17 protein-coding genes are annotated in these 14,712 nt (G+C 61.6%); 6 read left to right on the plus strand and 11 right to left on the minus strand.

The annotated features are described in order from the left end of the window. Positions 1-119: 119 nt before the first annotated feature. Positions 120-842 (minus strand): DUF1236 domain-containing protein, encoded by a 723-nt coding sequence (locus tag IE166_RS14500; protein ID WP_189505014.1) that lies wholly within the window; start codon positions 840-842, stop codon positions 120-122. A 99-nt stretch (positions 843-941) separates the two neighbouring features. Then, on the minus strand, positions 942-1,982 hold the full coding sequence (locus IE166_RS14505) for a zinc-binding metallopeptidase family protein (RefSeq protein WP_189505016.1): 1,041 nt from the start codon (positions 1,980-1,982) through the stop codon (positions 942-944). 101 nt (positions 1,983-2,083) lie between these two features. On the opposite strand from IE166_RS14505, the gene IE166_RS14510 reads away from it, so the two are divergent. Both IE166_RS14510 and IE166_RS14515 read left to right on the plus strand, forming a co-directional pair. After that, entirely contained in the window at positions 2,084-2,335 is a 252-nt protein-coding gene (locus tag IE166_RS14510; RefSeq protein WP_189505018.1) for a hypothetical protein, read from the plus strand. Beyond that, complete coding sequence (locus IE166_RS14515; protein WP_189505020.1) at positions 2,332-3,147, plus strand: lytic murein transglycosylase; 816 nt, start codon at positions 2,332-2,334, stop codon at positions 3,145-3,147. Before IE166_RS14510 ends, IE166_RS14515 begins: the two co-directional genes overlap by 4 nt. A 58-nt stretch (positions 3,148-3,205) precedes the next feature. On the opposite strand, the gene IE166_RS14520 is transcribed toward IE166_RS14515, so the two are convergent. Then, positions 3,206-3,466 (minus strand): hypothetical protein, encoded by a 261-nt coding sequence (locus tag IE166_RS14520; RefSeq protein WP_189505022.1) that lies wholly within the window; start codon positions 3,464-3,466, stop codon positions 3,206-3,208. Between the two features lie 92 nt (positions 3,467-3,558). Continuing rightward, positions 3,559-4,788, minus strand: a complete 1,230-nt coding sequence (locus tag IE166_RS14525) for an argininosuccinate synthase (protein ID WP_189505024.1) — start codon at positions 4,786-4,788, stop codon at positions 3,559-3,561. A 218-nt stretch (positions 4,789-5,006) separates the two neighbouring features. On the opposite strand from IE166_RS14525, the gene IE166_RS14530 reads away from it, so the two are divergent. Further along, a complete protein-coding gene (locus IE166_RS14530) occupies positions 5,007-5,948 on the plus strand; it encodes a hypothetical protein (protein ID WP_189505025.1) in 942 nt (313 codons plus the stop codon). 63 nt (positions 5,949-6,011) lie between these two features. After that, complete coding sequence (locus IE166_RS14535; RefSeq protein ID WP_189505027.1) at positions 6,012-6,653, plus strand: LysE family translocator; 642 nt, start codon at positions 6,012-6,014, stop codon at positions 6,651-6,653. Here IE166_RS14535 and IE166_RS14540 read toward each other — a convergent pair. The 7 genes from IE166_RS14540 to IE166_RS14570 form a co-directional block, all read right to left on the minus strand. After that, on the minus strand, positions 6,650-7,087 hold the full coding sequence (locus IE166_RS14540) for a hypothetical protein (RefSeq protein WP_189505029.1): 438 nt from the start codon (positions 7,085-7,087) through the stop codon (positions 6,650-6,652). The genes IE166_RS14535 and IE166_RS14540 overlap by 4 nt on opposite strands. Next, a complete protein-coding gene (rlmN, locus tag IE166_RS14545) occupies positions 7,084-8,307 on the minus strand; it encodes a 23S rRNA (adenine(2503)-C(2))-methyltransferase RlmN (RefSeq protein ID WP_385966348.1) in 1,224 nt (407 codons plus the stop codon). Before rlmN ends, IE166_RS14540 begins: the two co-directional genes overlap by 4 nt. Positions 8,308-8,515: 208 nt before the next feature. Next, positions 8,516-9,019: an invasion associated locus B family protein gene (locus tag IE166_RS14550; protein WP_189505033.1), complete on the minus strand. Its 504-nt coding sequence runs from the start codon at positions 9,017-9,019 to the stop codon at positions 8,516-8,518. A 249-nt stretch (positions 9,020-9,268) separates the two neighbouring features. Next, positions 9,269-9,640 (minus strand): YkvA family protein, encoded by a 372-nt coding sequence (locus tag IE166_RS14555; RefSeq protein ID WP_244641476.1) that lies wholly within the window; start codon positions 9,638-9,640, stop codon positions 9,269-9,271. Positions 9,641-9,706: 66 nt separating this feature from the next. Next, positions 9,707-10,003 carry a 4a-hydroxytetrahydrobiopterin dehydratase gene (locus IE166_RS14560; protein WP_189505035.1) on the minus strand — a complete coding sequence of 99 codons (297 nt, stop codon included), beginning with the start codon at positions 10,001-10,003 and terminating at the stop codon, positions 9,707-9,709. Positions 10,004-10,016: 13 nt separating this feature from the next. Further along, the gene (gene thpR, locus IE166_RS14565) at positions 10,017-10,607 is read right to left on the minus strand and encodes an RNA 2',3'-cyclic phosphodiesterase (protein WP_189505037.1); all 591 of its coding nucleotides are present in this window, start codon (positions 10,605-10,607) and stop codon (positions 10,017-10,019) included. A gap of 103 nt (positions 10,608-10,710) precedes the next feature. Then, the gene (locus tag IE166_RS14570) at positions 10,711-11,364 is read right to left on the minus strand and encodes an arylesterase (RefSeq protein ID WP_189505039.1); all 654 of its coding nucleotides are present in this window, start codon (positions 11,362-11,364) and stop codon (positions 10,711-10,713) included. Positions 11,365-11,439: 75 nt separating this feature from the next. On the opposite strand from IE166_RS14570, the gene IE166_RS14575 reads away from it, so the two are divergent. Together IE166_RS14575 and IE166_RS14580 are read left to right on the plus strand one after the other, a co-directional pair. Beyond that, positions 11,440-12,147, plus strand: coding sequence for an ABC transporter ATP-binding protein (locus tag IE166_RS14575; RefSeq protein ID WP_189505041.1), 708 nt, complete (start codon positions 11,440-11,442; stop codon positions 12,145-12,147). 3 nt (positions 12,148-12,150) lie between these two features. Continuing rightward, positions 12,151-14,700 (plus strand): ABC transporter permease, encoded by a 2,550-nt coding sequence (locus IE166_RS14580; protein WP_189505044.1) that lies wholly within the window; start codon positions 12,151-12,153, stop codon positions 14,698-14,700. Positions 14,701-14,712: the final 12 nt, after the last annotated feature.

The raw sequence follows: 14,712 nt of genomic DNA on the forward strand, positions 1-14,712 counted from the left end.
TCTGACTGTGTTCAACAGCATGGTGGCGGGAAAGTCAAGCAAAGCAGGCAGTGAGGCCCTGAAACAACAAAGGCGCCGGCATAGCGAGCCGACGCCTTTGTTCAGAGATGGTGTGGCGCTTAGCGAACCACGGACACGATGCGGCGGGTTGCCGGATCGACCAGAACAGGCTGGCCGTTGATATAGGCATATTCGTATTCGTAATCGGGCACCGGCGTCAGCGCGACGTTCTCCGGCAGACCGGCGCCGACGACGACTTCGCCTTCGAGGTAAACCGGTTCGACGCGGTTGGTGGTGACATATTCGCGAACAACCGGGGTCGGCTGTACGGCTTCACCCACGACACCGCCGGTTGCAGCACCTGCTACACCGCCGATCGCCGCGCCAACCGGGCCGCCGATCAGCGCACCGACAACGACGCCACCGATGGTGCCGGCCGCGGCGCCAGGTGCACCGCCGCCGCCCTGACCAGTCGTGGTCGTAGTTGTGGTCGTCGTGGTTGCCGGTGCGGCTTCGCGGTACTCGACAACCGGCACGGCTTCGGCCGGACGTTCGGTCACGATCACGCGGCTGCCGGAGGTAAATTCGCTGGTGAGGTAATCGGAATAGGCCCAGGCCGGCTGGCCCTTGACTGTAACCTGGCACCACTTGCTGCCTTGTGCGCAGCCGTCGAGCGTGGCGGTTTCATCGACGCCGAGCGTGCCAACGACGGGGTATTGCGGGCCGGGACCTGCGCGCAGGTTGAGATCCGTGATGGCGCTCACGGCGGTCTGTGCGAGGGAAGCGCCGGTTGCGGCAAGTAGAAGTCCGGCCGTCGCGGTGATCAATCGAAGCTTGGTCATAGAGGTAATCCTTAGCTTAGCCCTTCGGCAGCACAAACGAAGGCTCTCCATCTTCGTTCCTTCGAAGACTTCACGAACTATAGCGGAGTGTTGCAGCTTTCAGGCCGCGTCTTCTTCCACATGCTGCGCAGCAACGCCGCTGGTGCCCTTCAAAACATCGTCGATAAAAGCGAGCTTCTTCGTGACGGGTTGGGAGATCACGAACGGATAAAGATCGCCGAGGCCCATGCAGCGGTTGATGGAATTGGCGACTTCCGAAAGAACGATCCAGCGATGCAGCACGCCATCGAAGGTGGTGGCCTCGGGAATAGGGGGCGTCGGCACGTCCAGACGCTCCAGCGGCACCTTGAAGGCTTCCGCCATTTCCAGCGTGTCGACGATATGAAGGTAATGCGCCCAGCATTCCGCCCAGTCTTCCCACGGATGGCTCGCCGCATAGGCGGAGATATGCTCGTTGGCCCAGCCGGCCGGTGCGCCGTTGGAATAGTGGTTCTGCAGCGCCTGCGCGTAATCGACGCTTTCATTGCCAAACAGATCACGGAAGCCGGCAAGGAAGTCGGGATCGTCGCGGATCAGTCGGTCCCAGTAATAATGGCCGAGCTCATGACGGAAGTGGCCGAGCAGGGTGCGGTAGCGTTCGCCCATCGCCACCCGCATAGCTTCCCGCTCCGGCGAATCCGCTTCCGCGACGTTGAGCGTGATGAGGCCATTGTCGTGGCCGGTGAGAATACGCTCGCCGCCTGGGCCGGCGCCGATCGGATTGCCGAGGAAGTCAAAGGCGATGCCTTCTTCGTCTGACGGTTGCGCCTTGGGCGCGACAGGAAGCTTCAGCGCCAGAAGCGTGTAGAGCGTGCGCCGCTTGGCCATCTCGATCTTGGCCCAGCGGCCGCGATTGCCTTCAACCGACAGGTCGGGGATCGTGCGGTTGAGGCTGCAGGCCAGACACAGAGTCGGTTGTTCTTCCGCGACCCAGTTGCAGTCGCATTCACCGGCGTTGGTGCAGACGGGCGCGCCAGCTTCACCGGCCACTACGAAGTTCGCCTGATGTGGATCGTAGGCCACCGGCGTCTTGCAGTTGAGGCAGAGCGAGTTTTCAAAATAAAGACGCTGTCCGCAATGCGGGCACGTGAACAGTTTCATGCGGGACGCTCCGGCGAGCACAAGCGGATGCGCCTTTGCGCAGAGGGCCGCGAAGCCGCATAACGTAACGAGACGCCGCGTGTTCCACCTCAACGAAGCGGATGGACAACAGGACGCTTTTTGCCGCCATTTCTTGTCGCGACAATCAACTTTCCGCCAGAATCATCGCCTTTACCCGAATGCAATCGAGGTGTGGCCTCGTCATCCTTGAACTGAAAGACAATATCTGCGAACCGCAGAACGGAAAAGTCACGGCGGTCGGCGTGATCGTAAAGATCATCTTAACACGCGGGCCGGTAATCAACATGAAATCAGCCGCGTCTTGCGGTTATACGGATTGGAGAATGGCATGAGGCTGTTGAAGACGCTTCTTGGTTTCACGGGTTTTGCCGTGGTGGCGCTTGGAATGAGTGGTCAGGCGCAGGCAGCCTCGTGCGGCAACACTGCCGGCGGGTTCGAAGCCTGGAAGACGCAGTTTGCGAGCGAAGCATCGGGTCGCGTCGGCCAGCGTGCACTGACGGCTTTGCAGGGCACCAGCTACGCAACCAAGACGATTGCTGCCGACCGCGGCCAGCATTCCTTCAAGCTCAGCCTTTCCGAGTTCATGGAAAAGCGCGGCTCCAAGACCATCGTGTCGCGCGGCAAGAAGCAGCTCGCCGGCAACAAGGCGCTGTTTGACCGCATCGAGCAGCGCTACGGCGTTCCCGCCGGCCCGCTGATCGCGATCTGGGGCATGGAAACCGGGTTCGGCTCGTTCCTGGGCAACCAGAACACGATCTCGGCCGTGGCGACGCTGGCCTATGATTGCCGCCGCACCGAGTTCTTCACCGACCAGCTTTATTCGGCGCTTCAACTCGTCGACAAGGGCATCCTGACCAGCGCTGCCCAGGGCGCTGCGCATGGCGAAATTGGCCAGACCCAGTTCCTGCCGAAGAACGTGCTGCAGTATGGTGCCGATGGTGACGGCGACGGCCGCATCGACATGGTCGGCTCCAAGGCGGACGCCTTGGCCTCGACCGCCAACTTCCTGAAGGGTCATGGCTGGCGCGCCGGTGCCGGCTACCAGCAGGGTGAGCCGAACTACGCGGCGATCCAAGGCTGGAACGCTGCCAGCGTTTATCAGCAGGCGATTGCGCTGATGGGCGCGGAGATCGACGGCCGCTAAACCGCGCCTTAGTGAAAACAAAAAGCCCGGTCTCGCGACCGGGCTTTTTTATTGGCGCTCAGCGCTCCACGAATTTGTTGAAACGGCTGGTGCTGCCGTCCTTCGTTTCTTCCTGATACAGGAAAGCGAGTTTGCTTTCCTCGAAGATCTTGAAGAACTCGTCCCATTCGACTTCTTCGAAGTCTTCTTCCTTTTCGCCGAAATCCAGCCGCAGCACGCCGCCCTTGCCCTCGGTGCGGATCACCGAAGGCCGGCCTTCACGGCTTTCAGCCCATTCGCGGATTTCTTCGTGATCGGTGGTGGTCTTGGATTCGCTCATGGTCGTCACTCCCGTTGGCTCCGGTATGGCAAACGTACCGAAGTCAGCGGGTGTTCCGAGACCAATGGCAGGAGCAACGCGCGCTTGAGCGATCAGCCCTTACGGTTGCGCGCTCCCAGCGTGCGCAGGCGCAACGCATTGAGGCGGATGAAGCCGGCGGCGTCTTTCTGGTCATAGGCGCCGCGATCGTCTTCGAAGGTGACCAGCGCGTCGGAATAAAGCGATTTGTCGGAACGACGGCCGGAAACGATGACGTTGCCCTTGTAGAGCTTGAGGCGCACTTCGCCTTCCACATGTTCCTGGCTCTTGTCGATCAGCGCCTGAAGCATTTCGCGCTCCGGCGAGAACCAGAAGCCGTTATAGATGAGCTCGGCATAACGCGGCATCAGCTCGTCCTTGAGGTGCGCAGCACCGCGATCGAGCGTGATGGACTCAATGGCGCGGTGGGCCTGCAGCAGGATCGTGCCGCCCGGCGTTTCGTAAACACCGCGGCTCTTCATGCCGACGAAGCGGTTTTCCACCAAGTCCAAACGACCAATGCCGTTGTCGCGGCCGAGATCGTTGAGCTTCGCGAGGATGGTGGCCGGCGAGAGCTTTTCGCCGTCGATCGAGACGGCATCACCCCTAGCAAAGCCGATGGTGATTTCAGTGACCTGATCCGGCGCATCCATCGGCGACACCGTGCGCTGATGCACATATTCCGGCGCCTCCGCCCACGGATCTTCCAGCACCTTACCCTCGGACGAGGAGTGCAGGAGGTTGGCATCAACGGAGAAGGGGGCTTCGCCCTGCTTGTCCTTGGTGACCTGGATCTGGTGTTCCTGCGCGAATTGCATCAGATCGGTGCGGGACTTGAAGGTCCAGTCGCGCCACGGTGCGATGACCTTGATGTCGGGGTTCAGCGCGTAGGCAGACAGCTCGAAGCGGACCTGGTCGTTGCCCTTGCCGGTTGCGCCATGGGCGATGGCATCGGCGCCGGTTTCCTTGGCGATCTCGACAAGGCGCTTGGAGATCAGCGGGCGGGCAATCGACGTGCCGAGCAGGTACAGGCCTTCATATTCGGCATTGGCGCGAAACATCGGGAACACGAAATCGCGCACAAATTCCTCGCGGACATCTTCGATATAGATGTCCTTGATGCCCATCATCTCCGCCTTCTTGCGGGCGGGCTCGAGTTCCTCACCCTGGCCGAGATCGGCGGTGAAGGTGACGACTTCCGCGTTCAGCTCGGTTTGCAGCCACTTCAGGATGATCGACGTATCGAGGCCGCCCGAATAGGCGAGAACCACCTTCTTGACGTCCTTGGCCTTGCTGCTCGACATGGAAAAATCCTGAGGTTGCGGAAAAATGCTGCGGTTCTTTTAACAGGACGACCCGCCGGGACAAGCGGGTTTGCGCTCGTCATTTCGTCGATCCCGGTCGTTGCGGAAGCTTGCAACGGCCATCGGCGTAAAGCTCCTTTTACCAACCGCGCCTACCCTGACGTCTCAATGGGCAAAGGCGTCTGCGCGAGGTGGACGGCGAGCAGGAGGGGCGCAGCATGGTTCAGGTTTCAGGGATGCTCAGCCGCTTTCAAAGCCTTGCTACTCGCCGGCTGGGCATGGCTGCGGCGCTGGTTCTCGGCGTTCTGTCGATTGCACCTGCTCATGCCGCGTCGGTCTGGGAGCAGGCTGGCAGCGGCTCGGTGGCGATCCTGCCGCAGCCGACCAAGGCCGACGGGATCGTCGGTGCATCGCTGTCTTGTGCCGAACAGGAATGGACGCTGCTGCTGCGCACCGGCGCGGACTGGCGCAACCAGCTGCGCGGTGACGTGTCGGCTTCGTCGATCACCGGTGCGGCCGAGGTCACAATCGGCAAAGCGCGCTTTGCCATGCCGGCAATGCGCACCAACGGCACGATTGCGCTCAGTCTGCCATACAAGGCCTTGCAGCCGATCAGCACCGGCACGATCATGTTTGTCGACATTTCCGGCGAGGCAGGTCCGGCAGCAGCGCAGTTCGCGCTCAGCGGATCGAAGAAGGTTCTCGAGGCTATCGAACCGCTTTGCAGCCCGCGCAGCATGGATGGCTATGAGCTTGTTGCCTTGTCGGAAAGCGATGCAGCTGTAGTAGATGCCCGTCGCCTGATGGACGACGACATCAAGGCTTTCAAGCTGGCGACGATGTCGGAGCCGCGGGTGGAAGCCGCGCAGAAGACGCTGGCTGATGGCAAGGCGATGCTGTTTGCGCGGCTGTGCGGCTCGTCCTGGTATTTTGGACGCAGCGGCTGCAACACATCCGCATTTGTTCGCGATCATGCGCAGCAGGATTGGCACGCCGCTTACGAGAATGAAGGCAGCAATGCCTATCTCGACCTTGCATCCACTGGTGATGGCTGGCCCAACATCGTGTCGGTGCCGCTGAAGGGCAAGCCGGATCTTTCGGTCTGGCGCTATGAGGGCGGTGTTTACGCGCTCGACCCGGGTTTAATGGCAGCGGAGTAGGAGGCCATTGGCGGCAGGCAAGGGATGGCGTAAGACTTCCGCATCTTCACGCGAGCGCCGCCGATGAGCTTTCTGCCCGACCTTTCGATCTTCATTCAGTTCGCCATCGCCACCTTGGTAATTTCTATTACGCCCGGGCCGGACATGACCCTGTTCGTCGGCCGTGCCTTGTCGGAAGGCCGGGCTGCCGGCTTTGCGTGCATGTTCGGGGCGATGTGCGGCATTGTCGTGCATACGAGCCTTGTGGCGCTGGGTCTGTCTGCACTTATCGTGGCCTCGCCCGAAGCGTTCCTTGCGTTGAAAGTGGTAGGCGCCGGGTATCTCGTATTTCTTGCAGTCCAAGCACTACGCAAGGGCTCGGCCTTCTCGCCTGATACAACCAACCGCGCGCCCCGTACACTGTTCCAGAACTGGGCGACAGGGATCGGCATCAACCTGCTCAACCCCAAGATCATCCTGTTCTTCATGACCTTTTTGCCGCAATTCGTGTCGGCGTCCGACCCTCACGCACCGGGCAAACTGTTCTTTCTCGGCTTGATGTTCATTCCGCTATCGCTGCCGGTCGTGGTGCCGATGGTAATTGCGGCCGACAAGTTTGCCGGGCTTTTGCGCAAAAGCCCGCGCGTCACTCGCGTCGTGGACTATCTATTTGCCGGTATCTTCTCCGCCTTCGCCCTGAAGATCCTGACGGCGCAGGCGCGCTAGGCGCGGCGGCTTGCAACGTAGCGGCCGCTCGCGAACCAGTAGGCCAGGCCCCCGGCAAAGCCGCCGGGAAAAGACGAGACGGTCATCGCCGTCAGGTCGGACAGCGAGCCGAACAGGACAGAGAAGATGGCGAGCGCGGGTGCTGCGTTGCCAAAGCCGGCAATCGCATAAGGACGCCAGCTGTTCCATTTCAGCTTTTCGCCAATCAGGACGGCAACCAGAAAGCCGGGAAGGGCGCAGGGGAACGTCCACGCCGTCCCTACGGTCACTAATGACGGCAGTTGACGCAAGACGTCAGGCCAGGTCACCACGCCGACTTCGCTTTCAAAGAAAGGCGTGCCAATAATCAGCAAGACCGTCACCATTACCGCCACGATGACGGCGACGAAATAGCCGACGGCAACAGGCAGGAACGGCGGAGGCCGAAGGCTCATTCTTCGCCGTGATTGGCGATCATCATCGCTTCGAACGCCAGACGCTCGGTCTTCTTCATGCGCTCGGATTCCGACTTCAGCTGACCGCAGGCAGCGAGGATGTCGCGGCCGCGCGGGGTGCGGATCGGGGAGGCATAGCCGGCCTGGTTGATGTAGTCGGCAAATTTCTCGATCTGCTCCCATTCCGAGCACTGGTAGTTCGTGCCGGGCCAGGGATTGAACGGGATCAGGTTTATCTTGGCAGGAATGCCCTTGAGCAACTTCACCAGCGCCTTGGCGTCCTCGATGCTGTCGTTGACCTCGCGCAGCATCACATATTCGAAGGTGATGCGGCGCGCATTCGACAGGCCGGGGTAAGCGCGGCAGGCGGCAATCAGATCCTTGAGCGGATACTTCTTGTTGATCGGCACAAGCAGATCGCGCAGGTCGTCATTGGTGGCGTGCAGCGAGATGGCCAGCATGACGCCGATCTCTTCGCCAGTGCGGGCGATTTCCGGCACGACGCCTGAGGTGGACAGCGTGATGCGGCGCTTGGACATCGACAGGCCTTCATTGTCGGCGGCAATCAACAGCGCCTTCTTGACCTCGTCGAAGTTGTAGAGCGGCTCCCCCATGCCCATCATGACGATGTTGGTGATCTTGCGCCCATCGGCCGGCACGATGGCACCATCCGGCGTATCGCGGTCGGGGAAGTCGCCAAGACGATGGCGCGCGGTAATCAGCTGCGCCAGCACTTCCTCGGCGGTCAGGTTCCGCACCAGCTTCTGCGTGCCGGTATGACAGAAGGAGCAGGTCAGGGTGCAGCCGACCTGGCTCGAAATGCAAAGCGTGCCGCGCCCTTCTTCCGGGATGTAAACGGTCTCGATCTCGACAGGGCGGCCTGCGCCGCGCGGCGGAAAGCGGAACAGCCACTTGCGCGTGCCGTCTTCGGAAATCTGTTCTTCGATGATTTCGGGCCGTGCAATGGTGAAGCGCGCATCAAGGCTGGCACGCAGGTCCTTCGACACGTTGAACATGGCGTCGAAATCGCCAACGCCGCGCACATACATCCAGTGCCACAGCTGCTGCACGCGCATCTTGATCTGCTTGGGCGGCACGCGGACTTCGGCCAGCGCCTCGCCAAGCTCTTCGCGCGTCATGCCGATCAGCGACGGCTTGCCGTCCAGCGGATGCACGGCAGGAACCCGCGGGGTAAGCGCGGGCCTTGTTGCAACGGGCATGTCAAGCACGGTGGTCATCAACAGTCTCTGGTGAATGGAAAAGGCCGCGCTCCAAGCGCGAGCGGTGCTCCTTTAACATAAGAATCCCACCACGTCATCGCCAGCCTGAAAGGACATTGGGCTAGCCTAGAAAGACAATGGGCTAGCCTGAAACGACAAAGGCCGGGCTTGGACAGCCCGGCCATTGCAATCAGTGGGTCGCGTCGGCTTACTTGCAGGTCTGGATCGAGCCCAGAGCCGCCGAGATGCCCTTCAGCGAAAACACATAGCTGGTCGGATTGCCGCGACCGGACTTAGCTGCGATCTTCATGTCGGAACCACCCTTCATGGCTGCAACCAGCTGCGGTTCTTCCGCCGGATTTTCCATCCAGGCCGACTTGCCGCGCGTAAACATGGAGAAGGTCTTGTCGCCGATTTGCACCTGAACCTTGGAATTCGCCTGCAGGTCATAGGAAGCGATAAACTGCGGCTCGAAGCTGACATTCTGGCCGGGCTTCTGGCTGACGAAGAAGAAGATATCGCCATGGTTCAGCGAAGGCGGCTGCTTGTCCTTCGGCACCGTCAGCACATAGCAGACCTTACCGCTGCCGCCCTGATAGCTGTAGGTGCCCCAATCGCCATGAACGCCGATCTTGGTTGCTGCCTGCGAAAAGGCCGGTGCGGCCATCGTGAGGAAAGCAAGGCCGGTGAGTGTCGTGAGCAGTCCGCGCATCGTGTTGTTGATCTTCCTGTTCGTGCCTGACTGAAGAACGGCAGCGCCAGCCGCGCCGCCGAACCGCGATCGTTTCAGTTGTATTAATTCGGGATTACCAAAGGGTGAATCCCCAACCGAATTCTGTCTGCCTGTGTTTGGCGCAGCACGCCCGCTGGCGCAACCACGTCACCGCCAATTCCTGGCGCCTTGCGTGATTGTGAACGCGGAGAAGAAGGCGAGATTTTGACTGATGCGTCCGCCGATGGGTCAGGCGCGCTCGGCAAGCGCCTGCTTGGCGGCTGCGCGATGGCGCGGCTGGATCTGACCGCGGATGGCCGAGATCGCAGCGGTCAGCACGGCGAGATCGTCCGTAAAGCCGACGCCGAGAATGAAATCGGGCACGATGTCGAAGGGAAGAACGAAGTAAGCGAGCGCTGCCAGCAGAATGCCACGCGTGCGAAACGGCGTCTTGGGATCAAGCGCGCAATAATAGCCGGCGACCACTTCTTCGGCGAAGGGGATATAGGCCGCGGCCTTGCGCAATGTCGGCCAAAGGCCCTTGCGTACGCGTTCTTCGCGCCGTGCGTTTTCGGCGGCATCAACCGGCTTCAGGATCTCATCGGTATTCACACGCGCCACAATTAAACTCCCAGCAGGCATCATTTAAGCATGTGGGGAACGCGTGAAGGCGCAACAAGGTTCGCGTCAGTTGTCGGCGAACTTGTCCATGCGCGCGGCCATGTCGAAGTCGAGATCCGTCAGACCATCCACGTCGTGGGTGGATAGGGTGACATCCACCAGCTTGTAGACGTTGCGCCAGTCCGGATGATGATCCATCTTTTCGGCCAACAGCGCGACCCGCGTCATGAAACCGAAGGCCGCGTTGAAGTTGCGGAAGGTGAAGCGCTTGGTGATGGCGGCACTGTCTTCCGACAGCTGCCATTCCGGCAGGTCGGCCAGCCGCTCGGCGATTTCATCGATGGCAAGAGCTTCGCGCGCCATGGAGAGCGTTCCTTTAGGGGTGCGCTCCGGCCAGCCATTCATCGGCTGACAGGCTCGGCCGTGGCGGGCGCGCATCCAGCGGCCAGGTTTCTTCCACAACGTAAGGACCGCCGCCAACGGAATCCTTGGACGACATCAGCACGAAGCGGCCGAGCTTGAAGGGCGCTGTCGAGAAATTGCCGCGTGAGGACAGGTAGTGAGCTAGATCCGGCGTCGCGGTATTGCGCAGCCGCGCCAGCGTCACATGCGGCACGAATTTGCGGGGATCGGCGGGCAGGCCGAGGCGCTGACAGATGCGCTCCATTTCGCCCTGCAATTGCAGCAATTCGCTGGAGGGTTCGACGGTTGCATAAACGGAATGCGGCTTCTTTGACCCGAAGGCGCCCAGCCCAGACAGCCTTGCACTGAAGGCCGGGCGGCGAATGCGATCCAGCCCGTTGGCGATTTCGTCGGCAACATGACCTTCGACATCGCCGATGAAGCGCAAGGTGATGTGGTAATTTTCGACGTCGATCCAGCGCGCGCCGGGCAGCCCGCCGCGCAGGAGCGATAGCGACAGCGCAGCGTCGCGGGGAACCTCGAGGGCGGTGAACAAGCGCGGCATTTGGGCCTCCTTGATTCGGTTCCGTCGAGAACGAGCCGACCATCCTTTGCTAAGTTCGGCAAGCAGAACTTAGCGCCGTTTTACTGCAGCGCGAAGGTTTTCCTCAACTACTGCTCAGCGCACGGACCGCCCGCTCGATCACCGGCAGCGAGCGCTCGACCATCACATCAACGCCCTTCGGATTGGGGTGGATGCCGTCGTCGATCTGCAGGCCGGAAACGCCGACGACGCCATCAAGGAAGAACGGCACCAGCGGCACGTTGTACTTCTTGGCCAGGTCGGGGAAGATCGAATTGTAGGAGTTGCCGTAAGCGGGCCCGAGATTGGGCGCAGCCATCATGCCGGCCAGCACCACGGCAATGCCGCGATCGGTCAGCCGCTTCAGCATCGTGTCGAGGTTCTTGCGTGTTTGCTCCGGCGGCAGACCGCGCAGCATGTCATTGGCGCCGAGTTCCAGCACAACAAGCTGGGTGCCCTCCGGCACGGACCAATCGATGCGCGACAGGCCGGCAGCCGTGGTGTCGCCGGAGACGCCGGCATTGGCGACCGTGACGTCCAGTCCTTTGGCCTTCAGGGCAGCTTCGAGCTTCGCGGCAAAGGAATCCGTCGGCCCCAACTGATAGCCGGCCATCAGGCTGTCGCCGAAGCCGACGATCTTCAATGGTTCGGCCGAAGCGGCCATCCCGGTCATGCTCAGGCTCATAGCCCCCAAGCTCAATGACAATGCTGCGCTCGCGAAAAGGTGTTTTAAAGCCATACTTGGTAACCCATATGACTGCCTCAATCCGGGCGTCGTGTCTGGTTTCGCATCCGCATATAGGAAGTCCTTGCCGTGACAGAAGCCGTGATCGCGCTTTCCGACGTTTCCCTGACACTCGGCCAAGGCGCGTCCTCGGTTCATGTGCTGAAAGGCGTCAGCCTTGAAGTGCTGCGGGGTGAGACCGCCGGCATCGTCGGGCCGTCCGGATCGGGCAAGTCGACGCTTCTGATGGTGGTGGCGGGCCTGGAGAAAGTCGATGGCGGCACGGTTTCGATTGCCGGCAACGTCATCAATGGCTGGAGCGAGGACCAGATCGCGGCCTTTCGCGGCAAGACGGTCGGCATCGTGTTTCAGTCCTTCCACCTCATTCCCAACATGACCGCGCTGGAAAATGTCGCCGTGCCGCTCGAACTCGCTGGCCACCCCGATCCTTTCGCGGTTGCCGAACGCGAGCTGGCGGCTGTCGGACTGAGGGACCGCGTCACCCATTACCCCGGCGAGTTGTCTGGCGGCGAACAGCAGCGCGTGGCGATTGCGCGTGCGCTGGCCCCCGATCCGCAGATCCTAATTGCCGACGAGCCGACGGGCAATCTCGACCAGATCACCGGTAAGCAGATTGCCGACCTGCTGTTTGCCAAGGCGCGCGAGCGCAACATGACCCTGATGCTGGTGACGCATGATCCGTCGCTTGCCGCCCGTTGTTCACGCCAGATCGCCATGCGCTCAGGCCGGATCGAGGACGCGGCTGAGACGGCACCTGTTCGCGTGCCGGCGGAATAGCTGATGCTGAGTTCGCGTGACTTTCGCCTCGCCCTGCGCTTCGCCCTACGCGAAATGCGCGGCGGCCTGTCCGGCTTCCTGATCTTCATCGCCTGCATCGCGCTCGGCGTCGGCGCGATCGGTGGCGTCAATTCAGTGGCGCGGGCGATTACGCTCGGCGTGTCCAATCAAGGCCAGTCGCTGCTTGGCGGCGATCTGCGCTTCGAGCTCAACCAGCGCGAAGTGACGGAGGCTGAACGTGGCTTCCTCACGGGCCTCGGCGAGGTGGCCGACAGTGCCAACATGCGCTCGATGGCCCGCGTCATGGACGAGACTGACCAGACGCTGGTGGAGCTGAAGGCCGTTGACCAAGCCTATCCGCTTTATGGCACCCTTCGCACCGAACCGGCACTATCGCACGCGGATCTCTTCGGCGAGCGCAACGGCGTGTATGGGGCGGCCGCGCCCGACATCCTGTTCCAGCGCTTGGGCTTGAAGGTCGGCGACAGTTTAAAGCTCGGCGGCAGCACGTTTGAACTGCGTGCGCAAATCCTGGAAGAGCCGGATTTGATCTCCGACGGCTTCGGTTTCGCACCTCGCCTGATGGTGTCGCTCGACGGCATGCGGGCTTCCGGCCTGATCCAGCCGGGCAGCCTGATCGAACACGCCTATAAGGTGCGGCTCGCACAAGGCGCCAGCGAAGGCGCGATTACGACTGCGCGCGAACAAGCCACGCAGCAATTCCCGCAAGCCGGTTGGAGCATTCGCTCACGCCTCAACGCCGCGCCCTCGCTGTCGTCCAATATCGAGCGTTTCTCGCAGTTCTTGACCCTGGTCGGCCTGACTGCACTGGTGGTGGGCGGCGTCGGCGTGGCGAATGCCGTGCGCGCTTACCTAGACGCAAAGCGGCCGGTGATCGCGACCTTCAAGAGCCTCGGCGCGTCCGGCGGCTTCGTGTTTGCGCTTTATCTCATCCAGATCCTGATTATCGCTGCGGTCGGCGTTGCGATCGGCCTCTTGATTGCCGTTGCCATGCCGTTCGCCGCAAGTGCGGCCTTGCAAGGTGTTCTTCCTGTGCCGACGCAAGGCGGTGTTTATCCCGGTGCGTTGATGCTGGGCGCGGTGTTCGGCATCCTCGTGACGCTCGTCTTCGCGCTCCTGCCGCTCGGTCGCGCGCGCGACATTCCAGCCACCGCTCTGTTTCGCGAGATGGGCTTCGAACAGCGGGGATGGCCGCGTTTGATCTATGTCGCCTCGGCTGCCGGCATTGCCGTGGTGCTTGCCGGTCTGGCGATTGCGCTGTCCTTCGACCGCAAGGTCGCGACGATCTTTATCGCCGCGATGGTGTTTTCCTTCCTTGTGCTGCGGGCGGTCGGTGCGCTCGTGCAATGGCTCGCCCGGCGATCACCGCGGGTTCGTTCGACGGCTTTGCGGTTGGCGGTCGGCAACATCCATCGGCCGGGCGCGCTGACCCCATCGGTCGTTTTGTCGCTCGGTCTGGGGCTGACGCTGCTGGTCACACTGGCGCTGATCGACGGCAATCTCCGGCGGGAAATTTCGGGAAATTTGCCCGAAAGAGCCCCGAATTTCTTCTTCGTGGACATCCAAAGTTCCGAAATCGAGGACTTTTCTTCCCTGATTTCGCGTGAATCGCCCGATGGAAAACTGGTGCGCGTGCCCATGCTGCGCGGTCGCATCATGGCGCTGAACGGAGTCGAGGTTTCCAAGGTGCAAGTGCCGCCGGAAGGCGCCTGGGTGCTGCGCGGCGATCGTGGACTGACCTATGCGCAGAACATTCCGGAGAACGGTAGTCTGGCGGAAGGCGAGTGGTGGCCCGCCGATTATTCCGGCGAGCCGCTGGTGTCCTTTGCAGCACAGGAAGCGCGCGAACTCGGATTGAAGGTCGGTGACACGCTCACCGTCAACGTGCTCGGCCGCGATGTCACGGCGCGCATTGCCAATCTGCGCAACGTGCAGTGGGAATCGATGGGCATCAATTTCGTGATGGTGTTTTCGCCCAACACCTTCGCCGGCGCGCCGCATGCCTGGCTGGCCACGCTGCTGGAATCTAACGCCACCAATGCCGATGAGGCGCAGTTGTTGAACACGGTAACACGCACATTCCCGGGCGTGACCTCGGTGCGGGTGAAGGAAGCGCTGGATATCGTCAACAAGCTGGTCGGTCAGCTCGGCACAGCGATCCGCGCGGCAGCAGCCGTGGCGCTGATTGCCTCGGTGCTGGTTCTGGCCGGAGCGCTAGCTGCCGGCAACCGGGCGCGCACGCATGATGCGGTGGTGCTGAAAACGCTCGGCGCCACGCGCAAGACGCTGATCACCGCCTTCAGCCTGGAATATCTGCTGATCGGCCTGGCGACGGCGATCTTCGCGCTCTTCGCGGGCAATACGGCGGCCTGGTTCGTGATTGCAAACATCATGAAGCTGCCTTGGCGCTTCCTGCCCGATGTCGCGGCTTCCACCATCCTGATCGCACTGGTGCTGACGGTCGGCATTGGCCTGATCGGCACCTGGCGCGTGCTTGGACAAAAAGCGGCGCCGGTGCTGCGGACGTTGTGACATCACGGTAAA

The organism is Tianweitania populi (assembly GCF_014652875.1).
GTDB lineage: Bacteria > Pseudomonadota > Alphaproteobacteria > Rhizobiales > Rhizobiaceae > Tianweitania > Tianweitania populi.

Excerpts from the sequence above, each read along its gene's own strand:
- IE166_RS14500 (WP_189505014.1), bottom strand. The coding sequence starts at position 842 with ATGACCAAGCTTCGATTGATCACCGCGACGGCCGGACTTCTACTTGCC.
- IE166_RS14505 (WP_189505016.1), bottom strand. The coding sequence starts at position 1,982 with ATGAAACTGTTCACGTGCCCGCATTGCGGACAGCGTCTTTATTTTGAA.
- IE166_RS14510 (WP_189505018.1), top strand. The coding sequence starts at position 2,084 with ATGGACAACAGGACGCTTTTTGCCGCCATTTCTTGTCGCGACAATCAA.
- IE166_RS14515 (WP_189505020.1), top strand. The coding sequence starts at position 2,332 with ATGAGGCTGTTGAAGACGCTTCTTGGTTTCACGGGTTTTGCCGTGGTG.
- IE166_RS14520 (WP_189505022.1), bottom strand. The coding sequence starts at position 3,466 with ATGAGCGAATCCAAGACCACCACCGATCACGAAGAAATCCGCGAATGG.
- IE166_RS14525 (WP_189505024.1), bottom strand. The coding sequence starts at position 4,788 with ATGTCGAGCAGCAAGGCCAAGGACGTCAAGAAGGTGGTTCTCGCCTAT.
- IE166_RS14530 (WP_189505025.1), top strand. The coding sequence starts at position 5,007 with ATGGTTCAGGTTTCAGGGATGCTCAGCCGCTTTCAAAGCCTTGCTACT.
- IE166_RS14535 (WP_189505027.1), top strand. The coding sequence starts at position 6,012 with ATGAGCTTTCTGCCCGACCTTTCGATCTTCATTCAGTTCGCCATCGCC.
- IE166_RS14540 (WP_189505029.1), bottom strand. The coding sequence starts at position 7,087 with ATGAGCCTTCGGCCTCCGCCGTTCCTGCCTGTTGCCGTCGGCTATTTC.
- rlmN (WP_385966348.1), bottom strand. The coding sequence starts at position 8,307 with ATGCCCGTTGCAACAAGGCCCGCGCTTACCCCGCGGGTTCCTGCCGTG.
- IE166_RS14550 (WP_189505033.1), bottom strand. The coding sequence starts at position 9,019 with ATGCGCGGACTGCTCACGACACTCACCGGCCTTGCTTTCCTCACGATG.
- IE166_RS14560 (WP_189505035.1), bottom strand. The coding sequence starts at position 10,003 with ATGGCGCGCGAAGCTCTTGCCATCGATGAAATCGCCGAGCGGCTGGCC.
- thpR (WP_189505037.1), bottom strand. The coding sequence starts at position 10,607 with ATGCCGCGCTTGTTCACCGCCCTCGAGGTTCCCCGCGACGCTGCGCTG.
- IE166_RS14570 (WP_189505039.1), bottom strand. The coding sequence starts at position 11,364 with ATGGCTTTAAAACACCTTTTCGCGAGCGCAGCATTGTCATTGAGCTTG.
- IE166_RS14580 (WP_189505044.1), top strand. The coding sequence starts at position 12,151 with ATGCTGAGTTCGCGTGACTTTCGCCTCGCCCTGCGCTTCGCCCTACGC.